Annotated in this window: 15 protein-coding genes and 1 pseudogene; 4 read left to right on the forward strand and 12 right to left on the reverse strand. The window is 59.3% G+C overall.

The annotated features are described in order from the left end of the window. The first annotated feature begins 113 nt into the window (after positions 1-113). Positions 114-2,426 carry a 5-methyltetrahydropteroyltriglutamate--homocysteine S-methyltransferase gene (metE, locus tag ACA056_RS05355; RefSeq protein WP_497271045.1) on the forward strand — a complete coding sequence of 771 codons (2,313 nt, stop codon included), beginning with the start codon at positions 114-116 and terminating at the stop codon, positions 2,424-2,426. A 248-nt stretch (positions 2,427-2,674) separates the two neighbouring features. Then, positions 2,675-3,709 carry an alpha/beta fold hydrolase gene (locus ACA056_RS05360; RefSeq protein WP_497271047.1) on the forward strand — a complete coding sequence of 345 codons (1,035 nt, stop codon included), beginning with the start codon at positions 2,675-2,677 and terminating at the stop codon, positions 3,707-3,709. 126 nt (positions 3,710-3,835) lie between these two features. Here the strand turns inward: ACA056_RS05360 and ACA056_RS05365 are convergent, their stop codons facing one another. Further along, the gene (locus tag ACA056_RS05365; protein ID WP_497271049.1) at positions 3,836-6,769 is read right to left on the reverse strand and encodes a carboxypeptidase-like regulatory domain-containing protein; all 2,934 of its coding nucleotides are present in this window, start codon (positions 6,767-6,769) and stop codon (positions 3,836-3,838) included. 34 nt (positions 6,770-6,803) lie between these two features. Beyond that, positions 6,804-7,916, reverse strand: a complete 1,113-nt coding sequence (locus tag ACA056_RS05370; RefSeq protein ID WP_497271051.1) for a hypothetical protein — start codon at positions 7,914-7,916, stop codon at positions 6,804-6,806. A gap of 147 nt (positions 7,917-8,063) precedes the next feature. Here ACA056_RS05370 and ACA056_RS05375 point away from each other — a divergent pair. Further along, positions 8,064-8,270 (forward strand): annotated as a pseudogene (locus ACA056_RS05375) (hypothetical protein); the annotation flags it as partial. Between the two features lie 86 nt (positions 8,271-8,356). Beyond that, the gene (locus ACA056_RS05380; RefSeq protein WP_497271053.1) at positions 8,357-9,025 is read left to right on the forward strand and encodes a DsbA family oxidoreductase; all 669 of its coding nucleotides are present in this window, start codon (positions 8,357-8,359) and stop codon (positions 9,023-9,025) included. Between the two features lie 224 nt (positions 9,026-9,249). On the opposite strand, the gene ACA056_RS05385 is transcribed toward ACA056_RS05380, so the two are convergent. From ACA056_RS05385 to glpK, 10 genes are all read right to left on the reverse strand, one after another. Then, positions 9,250-9,579, reverse strand: coding sequence for a GlpM family protein (locus tag ACA056_RS05385; protein WP_177327890.1), 330 nt, complete (start codon positions 9,577-9,579; stop codon positions 9,250-9,252). An 8-nt stretch (positions 9,580-9,587) separates the two neighbouring features. Next, positions 9,588-10,916, reverse strand: coding sequence for a two-component response regulator AauR (gene aauR, locus ACA056_RS05390; RefSeq protein WP_008155247.1), 1,329 nt, complete (start codon positions 10,914-10,916; stop codon positions 9,588-9,590). Beyond that, positions 10,913-12,814 (reverse strand): two-component sensor histidine kinase AauS, encoded by a 1,902-nt coding sequence (gene aauS, locus ACA056_RS05395; protein WP_497271054.1) that lies wholly within the window; start codon positions 12,812-12,814, stop codon positions 10,913-10,915. Before aauS ends, aauR begins: the two co-directional genes overlap by 4 nt. A 235-nt stretch (positions 12,815-13,049) precedes the next feature. Then, positions 13,050-13,784 (reverse strand): amino acid ABC transporter ATP-binding protein, encoded by a 735-nt coding sequence (locus ACA056_RS05400; RefSeq protein ID WP_109634476.1) that lies wholly within the window; start codon positions 13,782-13,784, stop codon positions 13,050-13,052. Then, positions 13,781-14,452, reverse strand: a complete 672-nt coding sequence (locus tag ACA056_RS05405; protein WP_461979602.1) for an amino acid ABC transporter permease — start codon at positions 14,450-14,452, stop codon at positions 13,781-13,783. Before ACA056_RS05405 ends, ACA056_RS05400 begins: the two co-directional genes overlap by 4 nt. Beyond that, a complete protein-coding gene (locus ACA056_RS05410; protein WP_497271056.1) occupies positions 14,452-15,198 on the reverse strand; it encodes an amino acid ABC transporter permease in 747 nt (248 codons plus the stop codon). The genes ACA056_RS05405 and ACA056_RS05410 overlap by 1 nt, the downstream gene beginning before the upstream one ends. A gap of 191 nt (positions 15,199-15,389) precedes the next feature. Next, positions 15,390-16,316 (reverse strand): glutamate/aspartate ABC transporter substrate-binding protein, encoded by a 927-nt coding sequence (locus ACA056_RS05415; RefSeq protein ID WP_497271058.1) that lies wholly within the window; start codon positions 16,314-16,316, stop codon positions 15,390-15,392. 387 nt (positions 16,317-16,703) lie between these two features. Next, on the reverse strand, positions 16,704-18,242 hold the full coding sequence (gene glpD / locus ACA056_RS05420) for a glycerol-3-phosphate dehydrogenase (protein ID WP_497271060.1): 1,539 nt from the start codon (positions 18,240-18,242) through the stop codon (positions 16,704-16,706). Between the two features lie 297 nt (positions 18,243-18,539). Continuing rightward, positions 18,540-19,295 (reverse strand): DeoR/GlpR family transcriptional regulator, encoded by a 756-nt coding sequence (locus tag ACA056_RS05425; RefSeq protein ID WP_007916700.1) that lies wholly within the window; start codon positions 19,293-19,295, stop codon positions 18,540-18,542. Between the two features lie 95 nt (positions 19,296-19,390). After that, entirely contained in the window at positions 19,391-20,896 is a 1,506-nt protein-coding gene (gene glpK, locus ACA056_RS05430) for a glycerol kinase GlpK (RefSeq protein ID WP_497271062.1), read from the reverse strand. Position 20,897: the final 1 nt, after the last annotated feature.

The following is a 20,897-nucleotide window of genomic DNA, read 5'->3' on the forward strand; positions in this document are numbered from 1 at the left end:
CTCCATGAGGAAAACTTGTGATCAACACGAAAAGGTTGAGTTTGTCTCATGTTGGGTTGGGTGTCGACAATAGCGCCATGTTTTACAGCATCTTTTATAGGGAGCAATTTCACATGGCCTTGGCACACACTCTTGGTTTCCCGCGCATCGGCGCTGACCGCGAACTGAAAAAAGCCCTCGAATCCTACTGGAAGGGCGATCTGGATCAGGACGCGCTGAAAAGCGTCGGCCGCCAATTGCGCGCCAACCATTGGCAATTGCAGAAAGACGCCGGCATCGACCTGCTGCCCGTGGGCGACTTCGCCTGGTACGACCAGGTCCTGACCCATTCCCTGACCTTCGGCGTGATCCCCGAGCGTTTCGACAGTGCCAAGGATGAGCGCGGCCTGCCGACCCTCGACACCCTGTTCGCCATGGCCCGTGGTGCCACGACTGCTGGCTGCGGCGGCGAACACAGCAAAGCGCAATACGCTCAGGAACTGACCAAGTGGTTCGACACCAACTACCACTACCTGGTCCCGGAATTCAGCGCTGACCAGAAATTCAAACTGAGCTGGGAACAGTTGTTCGACGAAGTCGACGAGGCGAAGGCTCTGGGCCACAACGTCAAACCGGTGATCATCGGCCCACTGACTTACCTGTGGCTGGGCAAAACCAAAGGCAATGACTTCGACAAACTCGACCTATTGGAACGCCTGCTGCCGATCTACGGCGAAATCCTCGGCCGCCTCGCCGCTCAAGGCGTGGAGTGGGTGCAGATCGACGAGCCGATTCTGACCCTTGACCTGCCACAGGCCTGGAAAAACGCTTTCGAACGCGCCTATCACATCCTTCAATACTCGCCGCTGAAAAAACTGGTGGCGACCTACTTCAGTGGCCTGGAAGACAACCTTGGCCTGGCGGTCGGCCTGCCGGTGCAAGGCCTGCACATCGACGCGGTGCGGGCGCCGGATCAACTCGGCCAGGTGCTGGATCGTCTGCCGACCTACAAGATTCTTTCGGTGGGCCTGGTCAACGGTCGCAACGTCTGGCGCTGTGAACTGGAGCAAGTGCTGGCGCAACTGCAACCGGCCCAGGAACGCTTTGGCGACAACTTGTGGGTCAGCAGTTCCTGCTCGCTGCTGCACAGCCCGGTAGATCTGGATCGCGAAGACAAACTCGACCCTGAACTGAAAAGCTGGCTGGCGTTTGCTGTGCAGAAGTGCGGCGAAATCGCCGTGCTGCGCGATGCCCTGAACGACCCGCAATCACCCAAGGTGCAAGCCGCCCTCGCCGAGAGCCGTGCGATTCAGGCCAGTCGCGCCGAGTCACCGCGTATCCACAAAGCCGAAGTGCAGGCACGGATAAACGCCATCAGTGACAAGGACAGCCAACGCCACTCGCCGTTTGCCAAACGCATTGAGCAACAACGTGCGCGGTTGAAACTGCCGGCATTCCCGACCACCACCATCGGTTCGTTCCCGCAGACTGGCTCGATTCGTCTGGCACGCCAGGCCTTCAAGCAAGGCAAGCTGTCGGCCAACGACTACACCGACGCCATGCACAGCGAAATCCGCCATGCCGTGCAAGTCCAGGAACGCCTGGGGCTGGACGTGCTGGTGCACGGTGAAGCCGAACGCAACGACATGGTCGAGTACTTCGCCGAGCAGCTTGATGGTTATGTTTTCACCCGTTTCGGCTGGGTGCAGAGCTACGGTTCGCGCTGTGTGAAACCGGCGATCATCTACGGTGACCTGAGCCGCCCGAACGCCATGACCGTCGACTGGATCACCTATGCCCAGAGCCTGACCGACAAGGTCATGAAAGGCATGCTCACCGGTCCCGTGACCATGCTGATGTGGTCGTTCCCGCGCGAAGACGTTTCGCGCAAAGTCCAGGCGCAGCAGTTGGCGTTGGCCCTGCGTGATGAAGTGGTCGACCTGGAAACTGCCGGCATCAAGATCGTGCAGATCGACGAAGCCGCGTTCCGCGAAGGCTTGCCGCTGCGTCGGGCGCAATGGCAGGAATACCTCGACTGGGCGGTGGAAGCCTTCCGTTTGAGCGCCTCCGGTGTGCGGGATGAAACCCAGATCCACACCCACATGTGCTACAGCGAATTCAATGACGTGATCCAGTCCATCGCGGCGATGGACGCCGATGTGATCACCATCGAAACCTCGCGTTCGGACATGGAGTTGCTGGAGGCTTTCGAAGCGTTCGATTACCCGAACGACATCGGTCCGGGCGTCTACGACATCCACTCGCCACGGGTGCCGGACACGGCCGAGATGGTCAAGTTGATGAGCAAAGCGGTGAAGCGCATTCCGGCGGAGCGGTTGTGGGTGAACCCGGATTGCGGGTTGAAAACCCGGGCGTGGCCGGAGACTGAGGCGGCGTTGGTCAACATGGTGGCGGCGGCGCGGCAGTTGCGTAGTCAGCTGGCCTAAAGTCCTACGGCGCTCATTCTGGCGCCTTCGCGAGCAGGCTCGCTCCCACATTGGATTTATGTCGATCAGAGATGTTGTGTACGGCATCAATCCTGTGGGAGCGAGCCTGCTCGCGAAGAACGATAACGCGGTCCTGAAAATGACCGTTCAGCACTCTTCATCAAACTGTCACGTAACTGTGGCAGCGCGCTTGAACAAACTTCATCAGACTCGCGCTCTACTGGGGTTCTGCGTTTCGGTGTTTTTTCATGTGTGCACGATTTTTCTCGACAGCGGTTTTCCTGGCCGCGCTGTTGTTTGGCCTGCCGTCCTTGGCGGCGTCTCGTTGCGATATCAATGTTCCGACCAAACGGGTCGATCTGGCACAGGTGAGCCTGGCGTACCAGAGCATCGGCCGTGCGTCGGACCCTGCGCTGTTGCTGGTGATGGGCCTTGGCGGGCAGTTGATTCACTGGCCGGACGAGGTGGTGGTCGCGCTGTGTCAGCAGGGTTTTCGGGTGATTCGTTATGACAATCGCGATGTCGGGCTCTCGACCTGGCGGCAAGCGCCTGTCGACGCCAACCTGACGTTCGAAGTGCTGCGTTACAAACTCGGTTTGCCGGTGTCGGCGCCGTACACCCTTACCGATATGGCTGACGATGCTTTTGGCTTGATGGATGCGTTGCACGTCGAGCAATTCCACGTGCTGGGCGCGAGCATGGGCGGGATGATCGCCCAGCACATGGCGGCGATGGCGCCGCAACGGGTCGAGAGCCTGACCCTGATCATGACCAGTTCCGGGGCCGAAGGCTTGCCGGCGCCGAGTGCGGCGTTGGTGCAACTGTTGTCGCGTCGTGGGGCGCCCAATCGCGAAGTGGCGCTGGAGCAGCAAGCCGATTTGCTGGCGGCGCTAGGCAGCCCGACGGTGAGCGATGATCGGCAAGCGCTACTGCATCAGGCGGCGCAGTCCTATGACCGGGCGTTCAACCCTGAGGGCGTGAAGCGCCAGATCATGGCGATCCTCGCCGAGCGCAGTCGTGTGGCGCTGCTCAATCAACTACGCGTACCGACGCTGGTGGTTCACGGCACTGCTGATCCGTTGCTGCCGGTCATGCACGGTGTGCACCTGGCGGCGCATATCCGCGGCAGCCAGTTGAAGCTGATTCCGGGTTTGGCCCATCGTTTCCAAGAGGCGTTCAAGGCGCCGTTGCTGGCGGCGGTGTTGCCGTACTTGCAGGCCCATCGCGAAGACTCCTCGCATTGGGCGCAGATTGATCCGGTGGCGGCGTCGAACCTGCTCTAGCCGGCTTTTCACGGAGCTGGCGGCGGCGCGGCAGTTACGGAGTCAGTTGGCGTAGTCCACGCACCCAAACGACTTGCGGGCAAGAAAAACCCGCTGGCCGGTTAACGGTCAGCGGGTTTTTATTGCTTAAGACATCTTGCTCAGATCAGCCCATGCCATGTCGTAATCGTTGCCGTTGCCACTGTATTGGCCGCTGTCGAGATAGAGGACTACCTCGGGTGTGGTCGGAGTGAAATACAACTCAAGAGAAATAAAGTTAAAGGAGGTTATCGTCTGATAATTCGATGCGGCACCCGTGTTGGTCCGCAAGCGAAGCACTGGATAATCATAACGGCCATCCATTCGGGCTACGGAAAACCGGTACCGGTAGCTGGCCCCCGGTTGCAGGTTGGAGAACGATTTTTGCAGCACCACACCCTGTGATGAGTACGTATAGGTGTAGTTGTTCAGCGCGTAATAGTTCCTCCCGGCGCCCACGTAAAATGACAAGTCGCGCGAGCTTCCCGCCCCGCCCCAGACCCAGCCTTGCAAAGCCCTTAAATTGAAGTCCGCAGTGTCGCTCAGCAATCCTTGCTGGACGGTGAAAGCGTGCGGCAGCGATTGTTTAGTGCCATCGATCGTGCGTGCAGTGATGACGTGACTGGCCACCGCAAACCCTCGCGAAGGAACTGCCCATGCGCCATTGCTACCGACCGGGAACCGCCCGAGACTGGCGTCGCCATCATAGACGTCGACCTGCTGTCCCGGGGTTGCTGTGCCTTGAATAATGATGTTGCTCTGGTAGTAAGTGGCGCCGTTATTGGGTACCGGGCGGCCACCTGCCGTGACGGAAGTAATGGTCGGTGTCTGCGCTTCCTGCACGGTAAAGGCCCAGATAGCGGAGGGCCGATTGGTACCGGGGGTCCGCACGGTGAAGCTGTATGAGCCCGGCGCCAGGGTGGTGATGGTGTATGACCAGGTGCGCCCGTCGGTGGAGGTCGGTGTGGCGACAATCTCGTCGTAGTTGCGCAGTTCTACGGGGACACTCGCCCCGGCAGGGCCCGTCAGTGTTGCACGGGTGGCAAATGTCTCGCTGTTGCGCGCAATGTCGATGCCGTTGGCGTCTTTGACTGCCGTGATGTCGGGGTTTGGAATCGGCGACCCAATATTCAATAGCAGCCGTTCCGAGACCTGTTGGGTGTGGGTGAAGGGGTTGGTGACGGAATAGACCAGTGCGACGGTATTGTTACGATTGGCCACCAGCTTCTCGAAGGGCACGGTTCGTGTAAGGTCCACGCCCACCATTTCAGGCGTCAGTTGTACGGGCACTGACGACCAGGAGTCTTGCTGGTTGGCCCCGATGAAATCAAGCCTGATGGTGTGCAGGGCGCGCATGGCGGGATAGGGTTTGATGGTGACCCCGGCACCCAGCGGCACATTTTCGGGGATCAATACGCCGTCTTTCGCGTCGTGGACTACCGGTGGCGGTAATTCGCTCAGAATGTCGCCGATTTGCAGCACCAGAATTTCAGAGCTCACGTCTTCAGTGTCAGCGCGTTTGACGGTATAGGAGACCAGTATTCTGGCCCCGTACCAATCTTGAATCTGGTCCTTGGGTATGGTGAACGAGACGTCCCGGTCCACCATATCCTTACTGACAGTGCTGGACGTCGGGTAGAAACTCCCCACGATTTCCTGACCCGGATTGTCTGGGTCGGGAATCATGACGTACCAGTCAACGTAAATGATGTCGTCGAGGACGATGGCGCCCGGCTGGCTTTTCACGATCACGTGGGCCGGGTCGGTGTCCACTGCTATGGAACCACCGGCGGCTTCACGCACCTCAGGTGCTGCCAGCTTCAGGGGCATGCCGATCATTTTGGCGTAGGTCGTGCGTGAATAGAGCGGGGTGGCGGGCGTGGCGGCCTGGGTCAGTCTGTAGTCGACTTTGACGAAACCCCGAGCAATCAGGTGGACCGGGTAATAGGGAATCATGAACTCGTGAGAGCGGGTCTTCACTTCGGCTTTCCATGACATATCCACGGGGACCTGGCGGCCACCAGCGCTGACTCCCCGCCAGCTCAGATCCACCACGTCCCCCGGGACAAAACTGACCTTCGACGAGTAGATGTCGGTTTGCACGTCTTCACCCAGCAGTGCATCGAGGTCGAGCTGTTGTTCGCCATCCGCCTTGTCGATAATCGGGGGTTCGAGCAGCACGAGAGCAGGGTCGAACAGGAAGAAGACCGGAGGCGCATCGGCCGAGCTGTGATTGTCCACCACATCCTTGAGGCGATAAGTGAGCAGCAAAGGATTTACGGGGGGCAGGTTCTTGAGGGCGCTTGCAGGAATCGTGTACTTAATGGGCTGGCCAACCTGGGCGGCAGTGACCAGGGGCACTTTGAATTCCGTATCTCTGCTTCCCCACACGATATAAATGGTGGAGTTCTTGCGCATGTTCTCGTAGGCAGGGATGGTGACGGGCAACCCGCGGTTTTCGTCCAGATAGTCCTTGGTAAGGCCGCTGTCCAGGACGTCCTGCTCCACCTGGATGGGTTGCAGGCCCTGATGGTAAGGCTCCGTCAGGTCCGTATCCGGGCCGCCGGGCAGGGTGGTTTTGATCAGTACCTTCAATGGCGCTGAGCGTTCGTAATCACCCCCGGCATTGCTGATTCTGCGTACGCCGACAAACAGCTCGCACACGCCGTCGGGCAGTTGATCCTGTTTGATGGTCGAGAACAGCCGAGTATCCACCTGAATGGCACTGACTGTGTCACTCACAAGCGTGATCGCCGTCCCCGTCGAGTAGATCGCTTCAATAATCCATTCATCGCCTTGCGACATGCTGAGCCACGGGTCGATCACTGCATTCAGCCCTGTTGGCTGGCCTTTTTCGTCCAGGAACGCGAGTCGATTGATACCACCGTCGACGCCCTCATCCGCTGGCAGGTTGTTGATCAGCCCGGATACCCAGAGCGGATCAATGCGAAAGATTCTGACGTCGCCGGGTTTTGGCAGCGGTGGAAGCAGGTCAATTTGCTGCGCTTTGACGAGGGGGCCGGGTGTGCTGAAAGTGTTCATGGCGGACTACCTCTGAAGAAGTGGGTAATGGACGTCAATTGATTCTGCGGGTGTTGCCGACAATGAATACCTGGACGTATTTCGATACTCGGCGCTCGCCGCTGGCGGTGACTTGCGTATACGCCACGTTGGCAAAACCACCGGCCAGGCGCTGGACCACGGCGTTCGGCACCTTGAATGTCAGCGTTGCCTGGGAGGCGACGGTCAGAGAGTCGGTGTGCAACTGGATCAGATCGGCATGAGGTTCGCCTCGCCAGTTGAGCTCCACCACATCTGTCGGGGCAAAGGCCGAGGCCGGGGTTGCGACCGTCACGCTGACGGAGTTGGCCCCTAGCGCGGTCATGTAAATGGCGTTGTCCTGATCTGTTCCGGAGACTTGCGGGGCGGGCAGGCGTTGTGCGTGGTCGGCGTCCTGGATGTCGACCATCAACCCGATGGAGTGGTCAGAGGCCATGTTGCCTACCTCGTCTGTTATCCAGTACTGAAGCAAGGTCTGGCCACTACCGTCGGCCTTGATCATCTCTTTGGAAATCGTGAGTTCGACCGATTGACCAATCTCGGATTTTAAAACCCGGTGTTCGATGTGCCAGCCGACATACTGAAACGCTACGGTATCGTTGTGGCGCATGCCTTGCCAGGGCGCCACGGTGACAGTGACGTCCTGTGTGCCGTCGATGACCGACGGAGCAATGACGGGGGCGCGCAACAACCTGTGGCCCGGGTACTCCGGTTGTGGGTCGCGCCCCCCGGGAAGTTCGGTTTTGACGAACACCCTAAGATGTCCCGACTCCACGCGATTGACTCGGTAGAACCAGGTACTGAAACCCTCGGGAATGTCATTGACCTGGATTATTCTCAAGAGCGGCTCGCCGTTATAGTCACTTGGCACTGTGAACCAGGTGATCGGCAGGGCGGACGCGGCCGGGTGGTGAATGAACACTTCCACCCGGTCACCGACGAAGACTTGTGTGGGGGGAATAATGATCGCCATGCCGTTGATGTCGCCTCGGGCCAACGCGCGGTTGATACCGACGTCTGCGCCTTCGATTACCGTGAGGGCTTCGGGTATATCAATTCTGCTTTCGCCTACGGTCGAGGTGGCAAACCGGGCCGGGCTATTCTCCACCAGTACTTCGTCAATACTCATGATGTGCTCTCGCGGCGGTGTGGGTAGTAATCCCAAGATTCGGGACGTATGAGTAGCTGATTAAGGGTTTTGACGGAGAGATTGGCTACTGTCAGAGTTGACAGGTAAGTGCTGTTTTCAGACGAGCGGTACTGACCAACCCGAGAGCTCTCACGATGCAGTGCGCCGAACCGTGAAGTGGCGCTGGAGCAACAGGCCGGTCTGCTGGCAGCGCTGGGCAGCCCGCAGGTGAGCGACGATTGTCAGGTTCTGTTGCATCTGGCGGGGGGGGGGGGACCGTACTTGCAGTCGCACCGCGAAGACACTTCGCATTGGGCGCAGATTGATCCGGTGGTTGAACACAACCTCTTGTAACCCACCGATCAAATGTGGGAGCAAGCTCGGCCTCGTCGGGTGTATCGTTCGAACTTTCCGGCGCGTTCCAGTCTGCGAGGTGTGTGATGAGTACCCCCCTGAAAATCGATTTCGTCAGCGACGTGTCCTGCCCCTGGTGCGTCGTCGGCCTCTATGGCCTGACCCGGGCCCTGGATTTTCTGGGCGACGAGGTGCAGGCCGAGATCCGTTTTCAGCCGTTCGAACTGAACCCGAAGATGGGGCCTGAAGGGCAGAACATCACCGAGCACATCACCGAGAAGTACGGCTCGACGCCCGAACAATCCCAGAAGAATCGCGAGATGATCCGCGCGCGCGGCGCCGAGGTCGGGTTTGCGTTTCGCACGGACGGCAACAGTCGCATCTACAACACCTTCGATGCCCACCGCTTGCTGTTCTGGGCGGGACTGGAAGGGTTGCAGTTCAATCTGAAAGAGGCACTGTTCAAGGCGTATTTCACCGAGGGTGGCAATCCGTCGGATCATGGGCAGTTGGCGCAGATCGCCGAAAGCGTGGGGCTGGATCGGTCGCGAGCCGAGGCGATTCTGGCGTCGGACGAGTTCGCCAAAGAGGTTCTCGAAGAAGAGCAGTTGTGGCTGTCGCGAGGCGTCAGTTCGGTGCCGACCGTTGTTTTCAACGGGCAGTACGCCGTCACTGGCGGGCAGCCGGTGGAAACGTTTGTGGGGGCGATTCGGCAGATCATGAGTGAAGCGAAAGGCGGGACGGTTAATGGCTGAGTTTTAGCGGTAGTTTCTAGAGTCACCCCTCACCCTAACCCTCTCCCCAGGGGGTAGAGGGGACTGACCGAGTTGTACTTGGAGCTACATCGACCTGAAATACCGAGTCGAGCTCAGGTTTGAAAAGCACAATGATCGGCTCCCTTTCCCCCTCTCCCCTGTGGGGCGGTCCGACGTTTCGGGAGGGCTGGGGTGAGGGGTGGTTCTAAAACCGATCACATCAGTCAGCCGTGAAGACGAACCCAAACCGAAACCAACACCGTAGCCGCCATCAACCAAGCCACCGCTGCCACTGCGAGCGAAGCCTCCAGCCGCATCCGGTCCACCATCACATACAACGTCGCCAGGTAGATGAAGTAAGGAATGATCGACCACATCCCAAACACGATGGTGGTCTTCAAATCCTCCAGCGAACGGCCCTTGCCGACGATGTAATGAGCAATCAGCGCAAAGGTCGGAAACAGCGGCACCAATCCTGCGATGTAATAGTTTTTGGTCTTGGCCAGTGCGGCGAGAATCACCACCACGGCCGCGCCCAGGGTTGCTTTGAGAATCAGGTCCATCAGTGGCTCAGCCCGTACTTCTTCACTTTGTCGAACAACGTGGTCTTGGCCATCCCGAGTTCCAGACTGGCCTGGGTCAGGTTGCCGCCGCTGCGCTGCAGGGCGTCGCTCAGCAGGTTGCGTTCAAAAGCTTCTACCGCTTCAGCGAAGGCCAGGCCCTGATTGCTGCCGCTGGCGCCGGATTTCTTGAAGGCCGGCAGGCCGAGGGCAAAACGCTCGGCGACGTTGCGCAGTTCACGCACGTTGCCCGGCCAGTCGTGGCTCATCAGGTTCGACAGGGTCTGGTTGTCCAGGTCCGGTACGGCACGGTCAAAGCGCAGGGACGACTGCTGCAGAAAGTGTTCGAACAATTGCAGGATGTCTTCGCGGCGCTCACGCAGCGGCGGTAACTCGAGAGTCACCACGTTCAAGCGGTAATACAGGTCGCTACGAAACTCGCCAGCCTTGCTCGACTCATCCAGATCGGACTTGGTCGCCGCGATCACCCGGCAATCCACCGCCACGCTCTGGTTCGAGCCGAGGCGTTCGAGGGTGCGTTCCTGCAACACCCGCAGCAGTTTGATTTGCAGTGGCAGCGGCATGCTTTCCACTTCGTCAAGGAACAGCGTGCCGCCATCGGCGTGTTCGATCTTGCCGATCCGCCGCTTGCCGGCGCCGGTAAAGGCGTTGGCTTCATGGCCGAAGATTTCGCTTTCGAACAGGTTTTCCGGCAGACCACCGCAGTTCAGCGCGACGAACTGCTTGGTGTGCCGCCGACTGAAGTCGTGCAGGCAACGCGCAACCAACTCTTTACCGGTGCCGGTCTCGCCTTCGATCAACACGTTGGCCGACGTATCGGCGACGTTGGCGATCAATTCCCGCAGGTTCTGCATGGCGGGCGAGCGGCCGATGATCCGGCCTTCGAGGGAATCCCGTTCCGCCAGTTGCCGACGCAACGAAGAGACTTCCCGCGCCAAGCTGCGTTGCTCCAGCGCACGGCGCGCCACATCGACCAGACGTTCGGGGGAGAAAGGTTTCTCCATGAAGTCATAGGCGCCTTTCTGCATCGCGCCGACGGCCATGGAGATGTCGCCGTGACCGGTAATCAGCACCACCGGCAGGCTGCGATCGCGGGCCTTGAGACGGGTCAGCAATTCCAGGCCATCGATACCCGGCAGGCGGATGTCGCTGATGACGATGCCGGCGAAGTTGTCGCCGACCCGCTCCAGCGCTTCTTCGGCGCTGCCGACGCCCACGCAAGGAATGTCTTCCAGGGTCAGCGCCTGTTGGCAGCCGAGCAGCACATGGGGGTCGTCTTCGACGATCAGCACACTAAGGTCGTTGTTCATATTGGCTCGGCGTGAGTGGGGCTTACCAACGGTAAACTTAGGACGAAGGTGGTACCACCGCTGGCCGGGTGCTCGACACCCAGGTGCCCGCCGGTAGCGGCGGCCAGGCTGGCGGAAAGGGTCAGGCCAAGGCCCAGGCCCTGTTCGCCGGGTTTGGTGGTGAAGAACGGTTCGAATAGATGTTTGCGTGCTTCGGCGTCGATGCCATGGCCGTTGTCGCGCACGCGGAGGCGGTATTTGCCATCGAACTCTTCGCCTTCGAGCCACAGTTCTGGCAGCGGCTGTGCCTGCATGGCGTCGAGGGCGTTGCCGATCAGGTTGACCAGAATCTGCTCCAGGCGCGTCTGGTCGATCTGCACCTGCACATCGGCGAAGTCTCGGTGCAGTTGCAGATGAGCGCTTTCCACGCGACCACCGAGCAGCTGCAAGGCTGCATCCACCGCTTTGCCGAAGCTGGCCTGACCTTTGTCGTCACCGCGGCGAGCGAACGAACGCAGGCTGGCGGTGATCCGGCCCATGCGGTCGATCAGTTCGTTGATGGTCTTGAGGTTGGTGCTGGCAACGTCCAATTGACCGCGTTCCAGAAACCGCACGGTGTTGCCGGATAAGGTCCGCAGCGCCGCCAGTGGCTGGTTCAATTCGTGGGCGATGCTGGTGGACATCTGGCCGATGGCCGCGAGTTTACCGGCCTGCACCAGTTCATCCTGGGCGCGGCGTAGGGTCTCTTCGGCCACACGCCGTTCGCGGATCTGGCCCTTGAGCCGTTCGTTGCTGGCGCGCAGATCAGTGGTGCGTTCGGTAATCCGACGCTCCAGTTGATTGTTGGCTTCCTGCAAGGCTTCCCGGGCGGCCAGGCGCGTGGCAATGACCTTGCGCCGCTCGTTCCAGGCGATCAGCAGGAACGCCACGAGGGCAAATGCCACCGCCACCAGAATTCCCTGATTGATCGCTTCGCGCCGCAAATCCTGCAACGGTGTCAGCAGGGTGAAATTCCATGGTGTGTCGCTCAGCGGACGGGTTTGCGACAGGTAGCTGATGTCCTCTTCATCTGATTCCACTTCGCTGTTGGCGGGGAAGGTCAGTTTTTCCTCGCCTTCGGCCAGTTGTTCGCGGGCCAGCGGTTGCAGTTCATTCAGTGGGAACCAATAGTACTGAAGGCTGCGAGCGAGTTTTTCTTTCGTTTCGTCGCTCAACGGAACAACCGATTTCAGGCGCCGTGCCGGATCGCTTGAAAGAATGATGATGCCGTTCTCGTCGCTGACGAAAGCTTCCAGTCGCGCGCGCTGCCAGCGTTCTTCCATGGCTTCGAGGCGGACCTTGACCACTGCGACGCCGATGATCTTGCCGTGTTCTTCCAGGCCATGAGCCAGGTAATAACCGGGCTCGCCGTTGGTGCTGCCGATGCCGTAGAAACGCCCCGACTGACCGCGCACGGCATTCTGGAAATAGGCGCGGAAGGACAGGTCTTCGCCCAGGTAACTGTCGACATCGCGCCAGTTACTGGTGGCCATGACACGGCCGGTGGTGTCCATCACATAGATAGCCCGACTGCGGCTGCGCCGGTTCAGGCCTTCGAGGTATTCATTGACCGTCTGACGGTGTTCTGGCGACGGGTCGGCCAACAGCTTCGAAACGCTGGATTCGAGTTCCAGCAGGCTGGGCAGGTAGGTGTACTTGCTGATCTCGCTCTCGACGGCGCGGGCGTGCAGTTCGAGCTGACGCTGGCCGTTCTCGCTGAGGCTGCGAATCCCGTAGTGTTCACTGACCCAGAAGCCGAGGTAACCCAATCCGATCATCAGGGCGATGACCAGCGGCGGCAGGAACAGATGGCGAATCAGACGGGGTTTCACGGCGAGTGATGGCGGCGCGGCGCGATAGAGAGTGGGGTCGCATTTCATCACAGATGCCTTGGGTCAACCACAACGCAAATCTCAAGACCACCACCGCCCCCTGTGGGAGCGGGCCTGTGGCGAGGGGGCTTGCCCCCGTTCGGCTGCGAAGCAGTCGCAAACCCATTGCATGCGGTTCGACTTTGCAATGCCGGGGCCGCTCGCGACCCAACGGGGCGGTGCGGCGTTCCGACAAGCCCCCTCGCCACAAAAGCCCGCTCCCACATTGGGAGTGGTGCGGTGCTTAGTGCTGCAGAATCTTGTTAAGGAAGTGCTGTGTACGCTCGGCGCGGTGGGTGATGTCGCCGAAGAAGTCCTCTTTCTTGCAGTCTTCGATGATTTTGCCCTGGTCCATGAAGATCACCCGGTCCGCCACTTTGCGGGCGAAGCCCATTTCGTGGGTCACGCACATCATGGTCATGCCTTCGTGGGCCAGTTGCACCATTACGTCGAGTACTTCGTTGACCATTTCAGGGTCCAGCGCCGAGGTCGGTTCGTCGAACAGCATGACAATCGGGTCCATCGCCAGCGCACGGGCAATCGCCACACGCTGTTGCTGACCACCGGAGAGCTGGCCCGGATGCTTATGCGCATGGGCAGACAGCCCGACGCGCTCAAGCAGTTGCAGGCCTTTCTTGGTAGCTTCTTCCTTGCTGCGGCCCAACACCTTGATCTGCGCGATGGTCAGGTTTTCGGTGATGGTCAGGTGCGGGAACAGTTCGAAATGCTGGAACACCATGCCGACGCGCGAGCGCAGTTTCGGCAGGTTGGTCTTCGGGTCGGCGATGGACGTGCCATCGACCACCACGTCGCCTTTCTGGAACGGTTCCAGGGCGTTGACGCATTTGATCAGGGTGGATTTGCCGGAGCCGGACGGCCCGCACACCACGATCACTTCGCCTTTTTTGACCTCGGTGCTGCAGTCAGTCAGTACCTGGAAGTCGCCATACCACTTGTTGACATTCTTGATAGAGATCATACGGCAAACCTTTTTTGCAGACGCTTGACCAGCAGCGAGGCGGCAAAGCTGATTGTGAAGTACGTGAGACCCGCGAAGATCAGGAACTCATTGGAGCGACCGATGATGTCGCCACTGGCACGGGAGGCATTGAGGAAGTCCACCAGGCCGACCGCGTAGACCAGCGAAGTGTCCTGGAACAGGATGATGCTCTGTTGCAGCAGCAACGGGGTCATCTTGCGGAACGCTTGCGGCAGGATGATCAAGCGCATCATCTGGCCGTACGTCATGCCCAAGGCCTGGGCAGCACCCATCTGGCCCTTGGGAATCGACTGCACGCCGGCCCGGACGATTTCGCAGAAGTACGCCGCTTCGAACATCATGAAGGCCACGATGCAGGAGGCGAACGCGCCGATCGGGGTGTCTTCGCCGGTGATCCAGCGCAGCACGAACGGCACTGCCAGGTAGAACCAGGTGATGACCAGCAGCAGCGGGATCGAACGGAAGTAGTTAACGTAGGCGCCGGCGATGTTCGACAGCCATTTGCTGTGAGACAGGCGCATCAGGGCCAGGATTGTGCCAAGGATGATCCCGCCGACGACGCCCAGCGCCATCAGTTGCAGGGTCATGACCATGCCGTTCCACAGGCCCGGCAGGGACGGGATGATGCCCGAGAAGTCGAATTCCATCATTTACCCCCTACGGAGATCAGGCCCGGTACGGCGACTTTCTTCTCGACCCCACGCATCAGCAGCATCAGGCTCATGTTCAGGGTGAAGTAGATCAGGGTGGCCAGGGTGAAGGCTTCGAACAGATTGGCGGAGAACTCGGCGGTCTGTTTGGTCTGCGCGAGCAGCTCCATCAGGCCAATCAGCGACGCCACGGAGGAGTTCTTGAACACGTTCAGGAATTCCGAGGTCAGCGGCGGAATGATGATCCGGTAGGCCTGGGGCAGCAGCACGTTCCAGTAGATTTGCGGCAGCTTGAAGCCCATGGCGCGAGCGGCCGCTTCCTGGCCGCGAGGCAGCGCCTGGATGCCCGTACGCACTTGTTCGCACACGCGGGCGGCGGTGAACAGGCCCAGACAGACGACGACGCTGAGGAAAGCCGAGGTGGTCGGGTTCAGATCCTGTTTGTACCAGTCCTGCAGGTTTTGCGGCAGCAGGTCTGGCACCAGGAAGTACCAGATGAACAGCTGAACCAGCAGCGGCACATTACGGAAGAGCTCGACGTAGCAGGTCGCGATGCCCGATACGATGCGATTCGGTACGGTGCGCATGACACCCAGAATCGAGCCCAGCAGCAGCGCGATGATCCAGGCGGCGATGGCGATGGCGATGGTCCAGCCCAAACCGGAGAGGTACCAGTCGAAATAAATCTCGCTGCCCACGCCGGTGGACTTGAAGAACACGCCCCAGTCCCAGTTGTAATTCATTAGGGTCTCCCCTCAGATCGTTCGATGTACAAATGCCCGCCTGGGGAAGCTCCGTTCCCGCCAGATCCGAAGATCAGGCACACACGAACGGCTCGACAACCACCGGTTCGAGTGTTTCCAAAAATGCCAGCAGGGAGTGACAACCTCCTGAAAGGGCATGGGCCCTGTCAGGAGATAAGGTTAGTCAGAATTCAGGACTTTTTTTCTACAGGCTTGTCGTCAGCCGCTTTATCGGTCGGATTGGCGATCAGGGCCTTGAGCTCGTCGCTCATCGGGAAGTTCAGGTTCAAGCCCTTTGGCGGGATTGGCGACATGAACCATTTTTCGTAGATCTTGTTGATCTCGCCCGACTTGTAGGTCGCCACGATAGCGTCGTCGACAGCCTTCTTGAACGGCTCGTCGCCCTTGCGAACCATGCAGCCGTAGATTTCGTAGGACTGTGGAGTGCCGGTCACCGCCCAGTCATCCGCCTTCTTAGCCTTGGCTGCTTCACCGGCCAGCAGGGCGTCGTCCATCATGAAAGCCACTGCGCGGCCGGTTTCCAGCATCTGGAACGACTCGCCGTGGTCTTTGGCGGAGATGACGTTCATGCCCATCTGCTTGTCGGCGTTCATCGACTTGAGGATGCGCTCGGACGTGGTGCCCGCGGTGGTCACGACGTTCTTGCCTTTCAGGTCGTCGAAGTCCTTGTACGCGGAGTCTTTCTTGGACAGAAGACGAGTACCAATTTCGAAAATGCCGACAGAAAAGGCAACTTGCTGCTGACGTTCCACGTTGTTGGTGGTGGAGCCGCACTCGACGTCCACGGTGCCGTTCTGCACCAGCGGGATACGGGTTTGCGAGGTCACCAGGTTGTATTTGACCTGGAGGTTCGGCATGTCCAGGTCTTTTTTGATGGCTTCGACGATTTTCAGCTGGATATCGTGGGAGTAGCCAACCGGTTTGCCGGAAGCGTCCGCGATATAGGAAAACGGAATGGAAGCGTCACGATGCCCGAGGGTGATAACGCCGGACTCTTTGATCTTCTTCAGGGTGCCGGTGAGCTCGGCGGCGAAAACTGGAGTGCTGATCAGAGCGGCAGCAATGGCTGCGCCCAGGAGATGGGGAACGATGCGCATCAAATTTTCCTCGACATTGTTTTTATATGGAGCCAGTTCATCGGCCCTTTTTGTGCTTCGAATGCTTGCCGGCTCCTGAAGGGTTGGCACAGCGATCATTCGTCCAAGAGTGTAGAGCATGACTCGTGCCAGGCCAGGCTGAATAGATCAACTTATTGATTTATAAGGGGATTAAATATTTATGGCGAGGTTTTAGATCTTGGAGAATCCGGTTAACCGAATCGACCGACAGGTCGCGTTCGGAAAACCGAATGAAATCTAGAGAGCACCGAAATCCCTTGTGGGAGCGAGCAAGCTCGCTCCCACAAGGGATTGGTGGTGTGTTGCAGAATGCAAAAAGCCCCTGAATCTTTCGATTCAGGGGCTTTGCTTTAACCGGATTGCCGATCAGGCCGCTTCGATCTTGCTGCGGTTCTGCTCGACCTTGTTCAGGTAATCCTTGAGCTTTTCCTGTTCCTCCGGGGTAGTGAACAGCCCCAGCTTGCTACGACGCCACAGGATGTCGTGCGCGGCGGTCGCCCACTCATCGCTGCACAGGTAATCGACTTCACGGGTGTAGAGCCCGCCGCCGATGTGTTCGCCCATATCGCTGAGATTCTGCACGCCTTCCAGCATGCGCCAGGTGCGGCTGCCGTAGGTGGTGGCCCAGCGGCGGGCGATTTCGGTCGGCACCCAGTCGAATTTGTCACGGATCAAGGCGCACAAGGCTTGCGGGGTGGTCATGTCTTCACCGCCCGGCAGGGTAGCGCTGGCGGTCCAGCTCGGCTTGATGTCTTTGAAGTACGGAGCCAGTTGCGCCAGCGCCGACTCGGCCAGTTTGCGGTAGGTGGTCAGCTTGCCGCCGAACACCGACAACAGCGGCGCTTCTTCGCCAGTGCCCGACAGCGCCAGGGTGTAGTCGCGGGTAACGGCTGACGGGTTGTCGGATTCGTCGTTACACAGCGGGCGAACGCCGGAATAGCTGTGCAGGATATCGTCGCGGCTGATGCGTTTCTTGAAATGGGAGTTGACGACTTTCAACAGGTAATCGGTTTCGCCTTCAGTGATCGCAACTGCAGCCGGATCGCCGGTGTACTCGCGGTCGGTGGTGCCGATCAGGGTGAAGTGGTTCAGGTACGGAATGGTGAACACGATGCGCTGATCTTCGTTTTGCAGAATATGCGCGTGTTCGCCTTCGTACAGTTTCGGCACGATCAGGTGGCTGCCCTGGATCAGGCGGATGCCGTACGGCGATTCCATCTTCAGGTCGTCACGAATGAACTTGGCGACCCAAGGGCCGGCAGCGTTTACCAGTGCCTTGGCGCGGATCGAAAACAGACTGCCATCGGCGCGTTCCAGATGCAGGTGCCACATTCCCTTGGTGCGACGGGCGCTGACGCAGCGGGTCTGGGTGTGAACGTGGGCGCCTTTTTCGCGGGCAGCCATGGCGTTCAGCACCACCAGACGCGCATCGTCGACCCAGCAATCGGAGTATTCGAAGCCTTTGGTGATTTCGCTTTTCAGCGGGCTGTCCGGGCCGAACTTCAGACTTTTCGAGCCTTCGAGTTTTTCCCGCTTACCGAGGTGGTCATAAAGGAACAGGCCGGCACGGATCATCCAGGCCGGACGCAGGTGCGGGCGGTGCGGCAGCACGAAGCGCATCTGCTTGACGATGTGCGGCGCCTTGGCCAGCAGCACTTCGCGTTCGGCCAGGGCTTCGCGCACCAGACGGAATTCGTAATGTTCAAGGTAGCGCAGGCCGCCGTGGATCAGCTTGCTGCTGGCTGACGAGGTGTGGCTGGCCAGGTCGTCTTTTTCGCAAAGAAACACCGAAAGACCGCGACCGGCGGCGTCCGCTGCGATCCCCACGCCATTGATCCCGCCACCGATGACGGCGATATCGTAGATCTCAGCGAGAGGGGGCGTAGGCAAGGTAGAAGTGGGCATCGGCTAGCCTCGGGCTTTTATGATTTTCGGTATTGGAATTCGAACATTAATGTTCATTTGCGAAAATGGTAGCCCATAAAGTCGCCCACAGCCAGTTAACTTCGATTGAAAATACTGATCGAAGGGCCGTGAAAGGAAAATTTTCGAACATTTAGAGGTGCGGTAAGCCGCGGAAGGTGTGCCGCATGGGCGGCCCTAATCGCGAGCAGGCTCGCTCCCACAAGGGTTGCGCGAAACCTGTGGGAGCGAGCCTGCTCGCGAAGGCGCCGGTACAGGCGCCGAAGATGGAGGGGCGGTTTAAACCACTTCGAGTCGAATCTTGTGCTGACTCAACAACTGCGCCAACGCCGGCACAGGTTGCTGATCGGTCACCAGGCAATCAATCAAACTGATCGGCCCCAGACGAATCATGGCGTTGCGCCCGAATTTGCTGGAGTCAGCCGCGAGGATGACCTGTCGGGCATTGGCAATGATCGCCTGGGACACCCGAACTTCCTGATAGTCGAAGTCCAGCAGACTGCCGTCTTCATCAATACCGCTGATGCCGACCAAGGCGAAATCAACCTTGAACTGGTTAATGAAGTCGACACTGGCCTGACCGACCACGCCACCGTCGCGCCGCACGTTGCCGCCAGTCAGCAGAACGTCGAAGTCGTCCTTGGCGCTGAGCATCGAGGCCACATGCAGGTTGTTGGTGATGATCTTCAGGTGATTGTGATTGAGCAACGCCCGGGCGATGGATTCGGTGGTGGTACCGATATTGATAAACAGCGAGGCGTGATCGGGGATTTGAGCCGCAATGGCTTCACCAATACGCTGTTTTTCATCGCGCATCTGATCCGCACGCATGGCGTAGGCGGTGTTTTCGACGCTGGAATCGTAAGCGGCGCCGCCGTGGTAGCGACGCAACAAATTAGCTTCCGCGAGCTGATTGATATCGCGGCGGATGGTTTGCGGTGTAACGACGAACAGCGTAGCCATTTCCTCGATGCTGACATAGCCGCGTTCGCGGACCAATTCGAGGATTTGCTGCTGACGGGGAGGCAGATTCATGGGGCTTCCTTTGGGCTGCCGTGCAAAATTTGCCCATGATGCCGCAGGAATCTGCTCCCTACCAGTTACATACAGATACGAGTACTCAGCTTGGCTTATTCAGCGCCTTCATGCGGTTCCCAATCGCGGGTGCGGCTGACGGCTTTTTTCCAGCCGGCGTAGAGTTTTTCCTTCGCGGTTTCGTCCAGGGTCGGTTCGAATTCGCGCTCGATCACTGCCTTGCCACGCAAGTCGTCCAGGCTGCCCCAGAAGCCACACGCCAGACCGGCCAGGTAAGCCGCGCCCAGTGCGGTGGTTTCGCGCATTTGCGGACGTTCGACCTGAGTACCGAGGATGTCGGCCTGGAACTGCATCAGGAAGTTGTTCGCGACTGCGCCGCCGTCTACACGCAGGGATTTCAAGCGTTCGCCGGAGTCCTGTTGCATGGCGTCGAGAACGTCGCGGGTCTGGTAGGCAATCGACTCCAGGGCTGCACGAATGATGTGATCCACGCGTACGCCGCGAGTCAGACCGAACAATGCACCACGGGCATACGGGTCCCAGTACGGCGCGCCCAGACCGGTAAAGGCGGGTACCAGGTACACGCCGTTGCTGTCCTTGACCTTGTTGGCGAAGTATTCGGTGTCGTGGGCGTCGTTGATGATCTTCAGTTCGTCACGCAGCCACTGAACAGTAGAACCGCCGTTGAACACAGCCCCTTCCAGTGCGTAAGCCACTTCGCCGCGCGGGCCGCACGCGATGGTGGTCAACATGCCGTGCTTGGATTTCACCGCTTTGTCGCCGGTGTTCATCAGCAGGAAGCAGCCGGTGCCGTAGGTGTTTTTCGCCTGGCCTGGCTCGACGCACATCTGGCCGAACAGGGCCGCTTGCTGGTCACCCGCGATACCGCCGATGGCGATGCCGCTTTTGGTGTGGCCGTAGATTTCGGACGAGGATTTAACTTCCGGCAGCATCTCGCGCGGAATATCCAGCACCTCCAGCATCTTCGCGTCCCACTCCAGTGTGTGGATGTTGAAGAGCATGGTGCGCGAGGCGTTGGTGTAATCGGTGACGTGCACTTTGCCGCCGGTAAATTTCCAGATCAGCCAGCTGTCGATGGTGCCGAACAACAGTTCGCCTTTGCGTGCACGTTCGCGGCTGCCTTCGACGTTGTCGAGGATCCACTTGAGCTTGGTGCCGGAGAAGTACGGGTCGGTGACCAGGCCGGTGGTGTCGCTGATGTATTGCTCATGGCCATCGCGCTTGAGCTGCTGGCAGATCTCGGTGCTGCGGCGGCACTGCCAGACGATCGCGTTGTAGATCGGGCGGCCGGTGGTCTTGTCCCAGACCACGGTGGTTTCGCGCTGGTTGGTGATGCCGATGGCTGCGACCTGGTCGTGATGCAGGCCGGCTTGAGCCAAGGCCTCGACCATCACGGCGCTTTGGGTGGCGAAAATTTCCATCGGGTCATGTTCGACCCAGCCGGCTTGCGGGTAATGCTGTGCGAATTCGCGCTGGGCGGTGCAGACCACGTTCGCGTCGCGGTCGAAAATGATCGCGCGGGAGCTGGTCGTACCCTGATCGAGGGCAATGATGTAGTTCTTATTCTGAGTGTCGGTCATG

This window comes from Pseudomonas sp. LBUM1666 (assembly GCF_059695775.1).

Excerpts from the sequence above, each read along its gene's own strand:
- glpK (WP_497271062.1), bottom strand. The coding sequence starts at position 20,896 with ATGACCGACACTCAGAATAAGAACTACATCATTGCCCTCGATCAGGGT.
- ACA056_RS05415 (WP_497271058.1), bottom strand. The coding sequence starts at position 16,316 with ATGCGCATCGTTCCCCATCTCCTGGGCGCAGCCATTGCTGCCGCTCTG.
- ACA056_RS05365 (WP_497271049.1), bottom strand. The coding sequence starts at position 6,769 with ATGAACACTTTCAGCACACCCGGCCCCCTCGTCAAAGCGCAGCAAATT.
- ACA056_RS05410 (WP_497271056.1), bottom strand. The coding sequence starts at position 15,198 with ATGAATTACAACTGGGACTGGGGCGTGTTCTTCAAGTCCACCGGCGTG.
- metE (WP_497271045.1), top strand. The coding sequence starts at position 114 with ATGGCCTTGGCACACACTCTTGGTTTCCCGCGCATCGGCGCTGACCGC.
- ACA056_RS05405 (WP_461979602.1), bottom strand. The coding sequence starts at position 14,452 with ATGGAATTCGACTTCTCGGGCATCATCCCGTCCCTGCCGGGCCTGTGG.
- aauS (WP_497271054.1), bottom strand. The coding sequence starts at position 12,814 with ATGAAATGCGACCCCACTCTCTATCGCGCCGCGCCGCCATCACTCGCC.
- ACA056_RS05425 (WP_007916700.1), bottom strand. The coding sequence starts at position 19,295 with ATGAATCTGCCTCCCCGTCAGCAGCAAATCCTCGAATTGGTCCGCGAA.
- ACA056_RS05360 (WP_497271047.1), top strand. The coding sequence starts at position 2,675 with ATGTGTGCACGATTTTTCTCGACAGCGGTTTTCCTGGCCGCGCTGTTG.
- aauR (WP_008155247.1), bottom strand. The coding sequence starts at position 10,916 with ATGAACAACGACCTTAGTGTGCTGATCGTCGAAGACGACCCCCATGTG.
- ACA056_RS05370 (WP_497271051.1), bottom strand. The coding sequence starts at position 7,916 with ATGAGTATTGACGAAGTACTGGTGGAGAATAGCCCGGCCCGGTTTGCC.
- glpD (WP_497271060.1), bottom strand. The coding sequence starts at position 18,242 with ATGCCCACTTCTACCTTGCCTACGCCCCCTCTCGCTGAGATCTACGAT.
- ACA056_RS05400 (WP_109634476.1), bottom strand. The coding sequence starts at position 13,784 with ATGATCTCTATCAAGAATGTCAACAAGTGGTATGGCGACTTCCAGGTA.
- ACA056_RS05380 (WP_497271053.1), top strand. The coding sequence starts at position 8,357 with ATGAGTACCCCCCTGAAAATCGATTTCGTCAGCGACGTGTCCTGCCCC.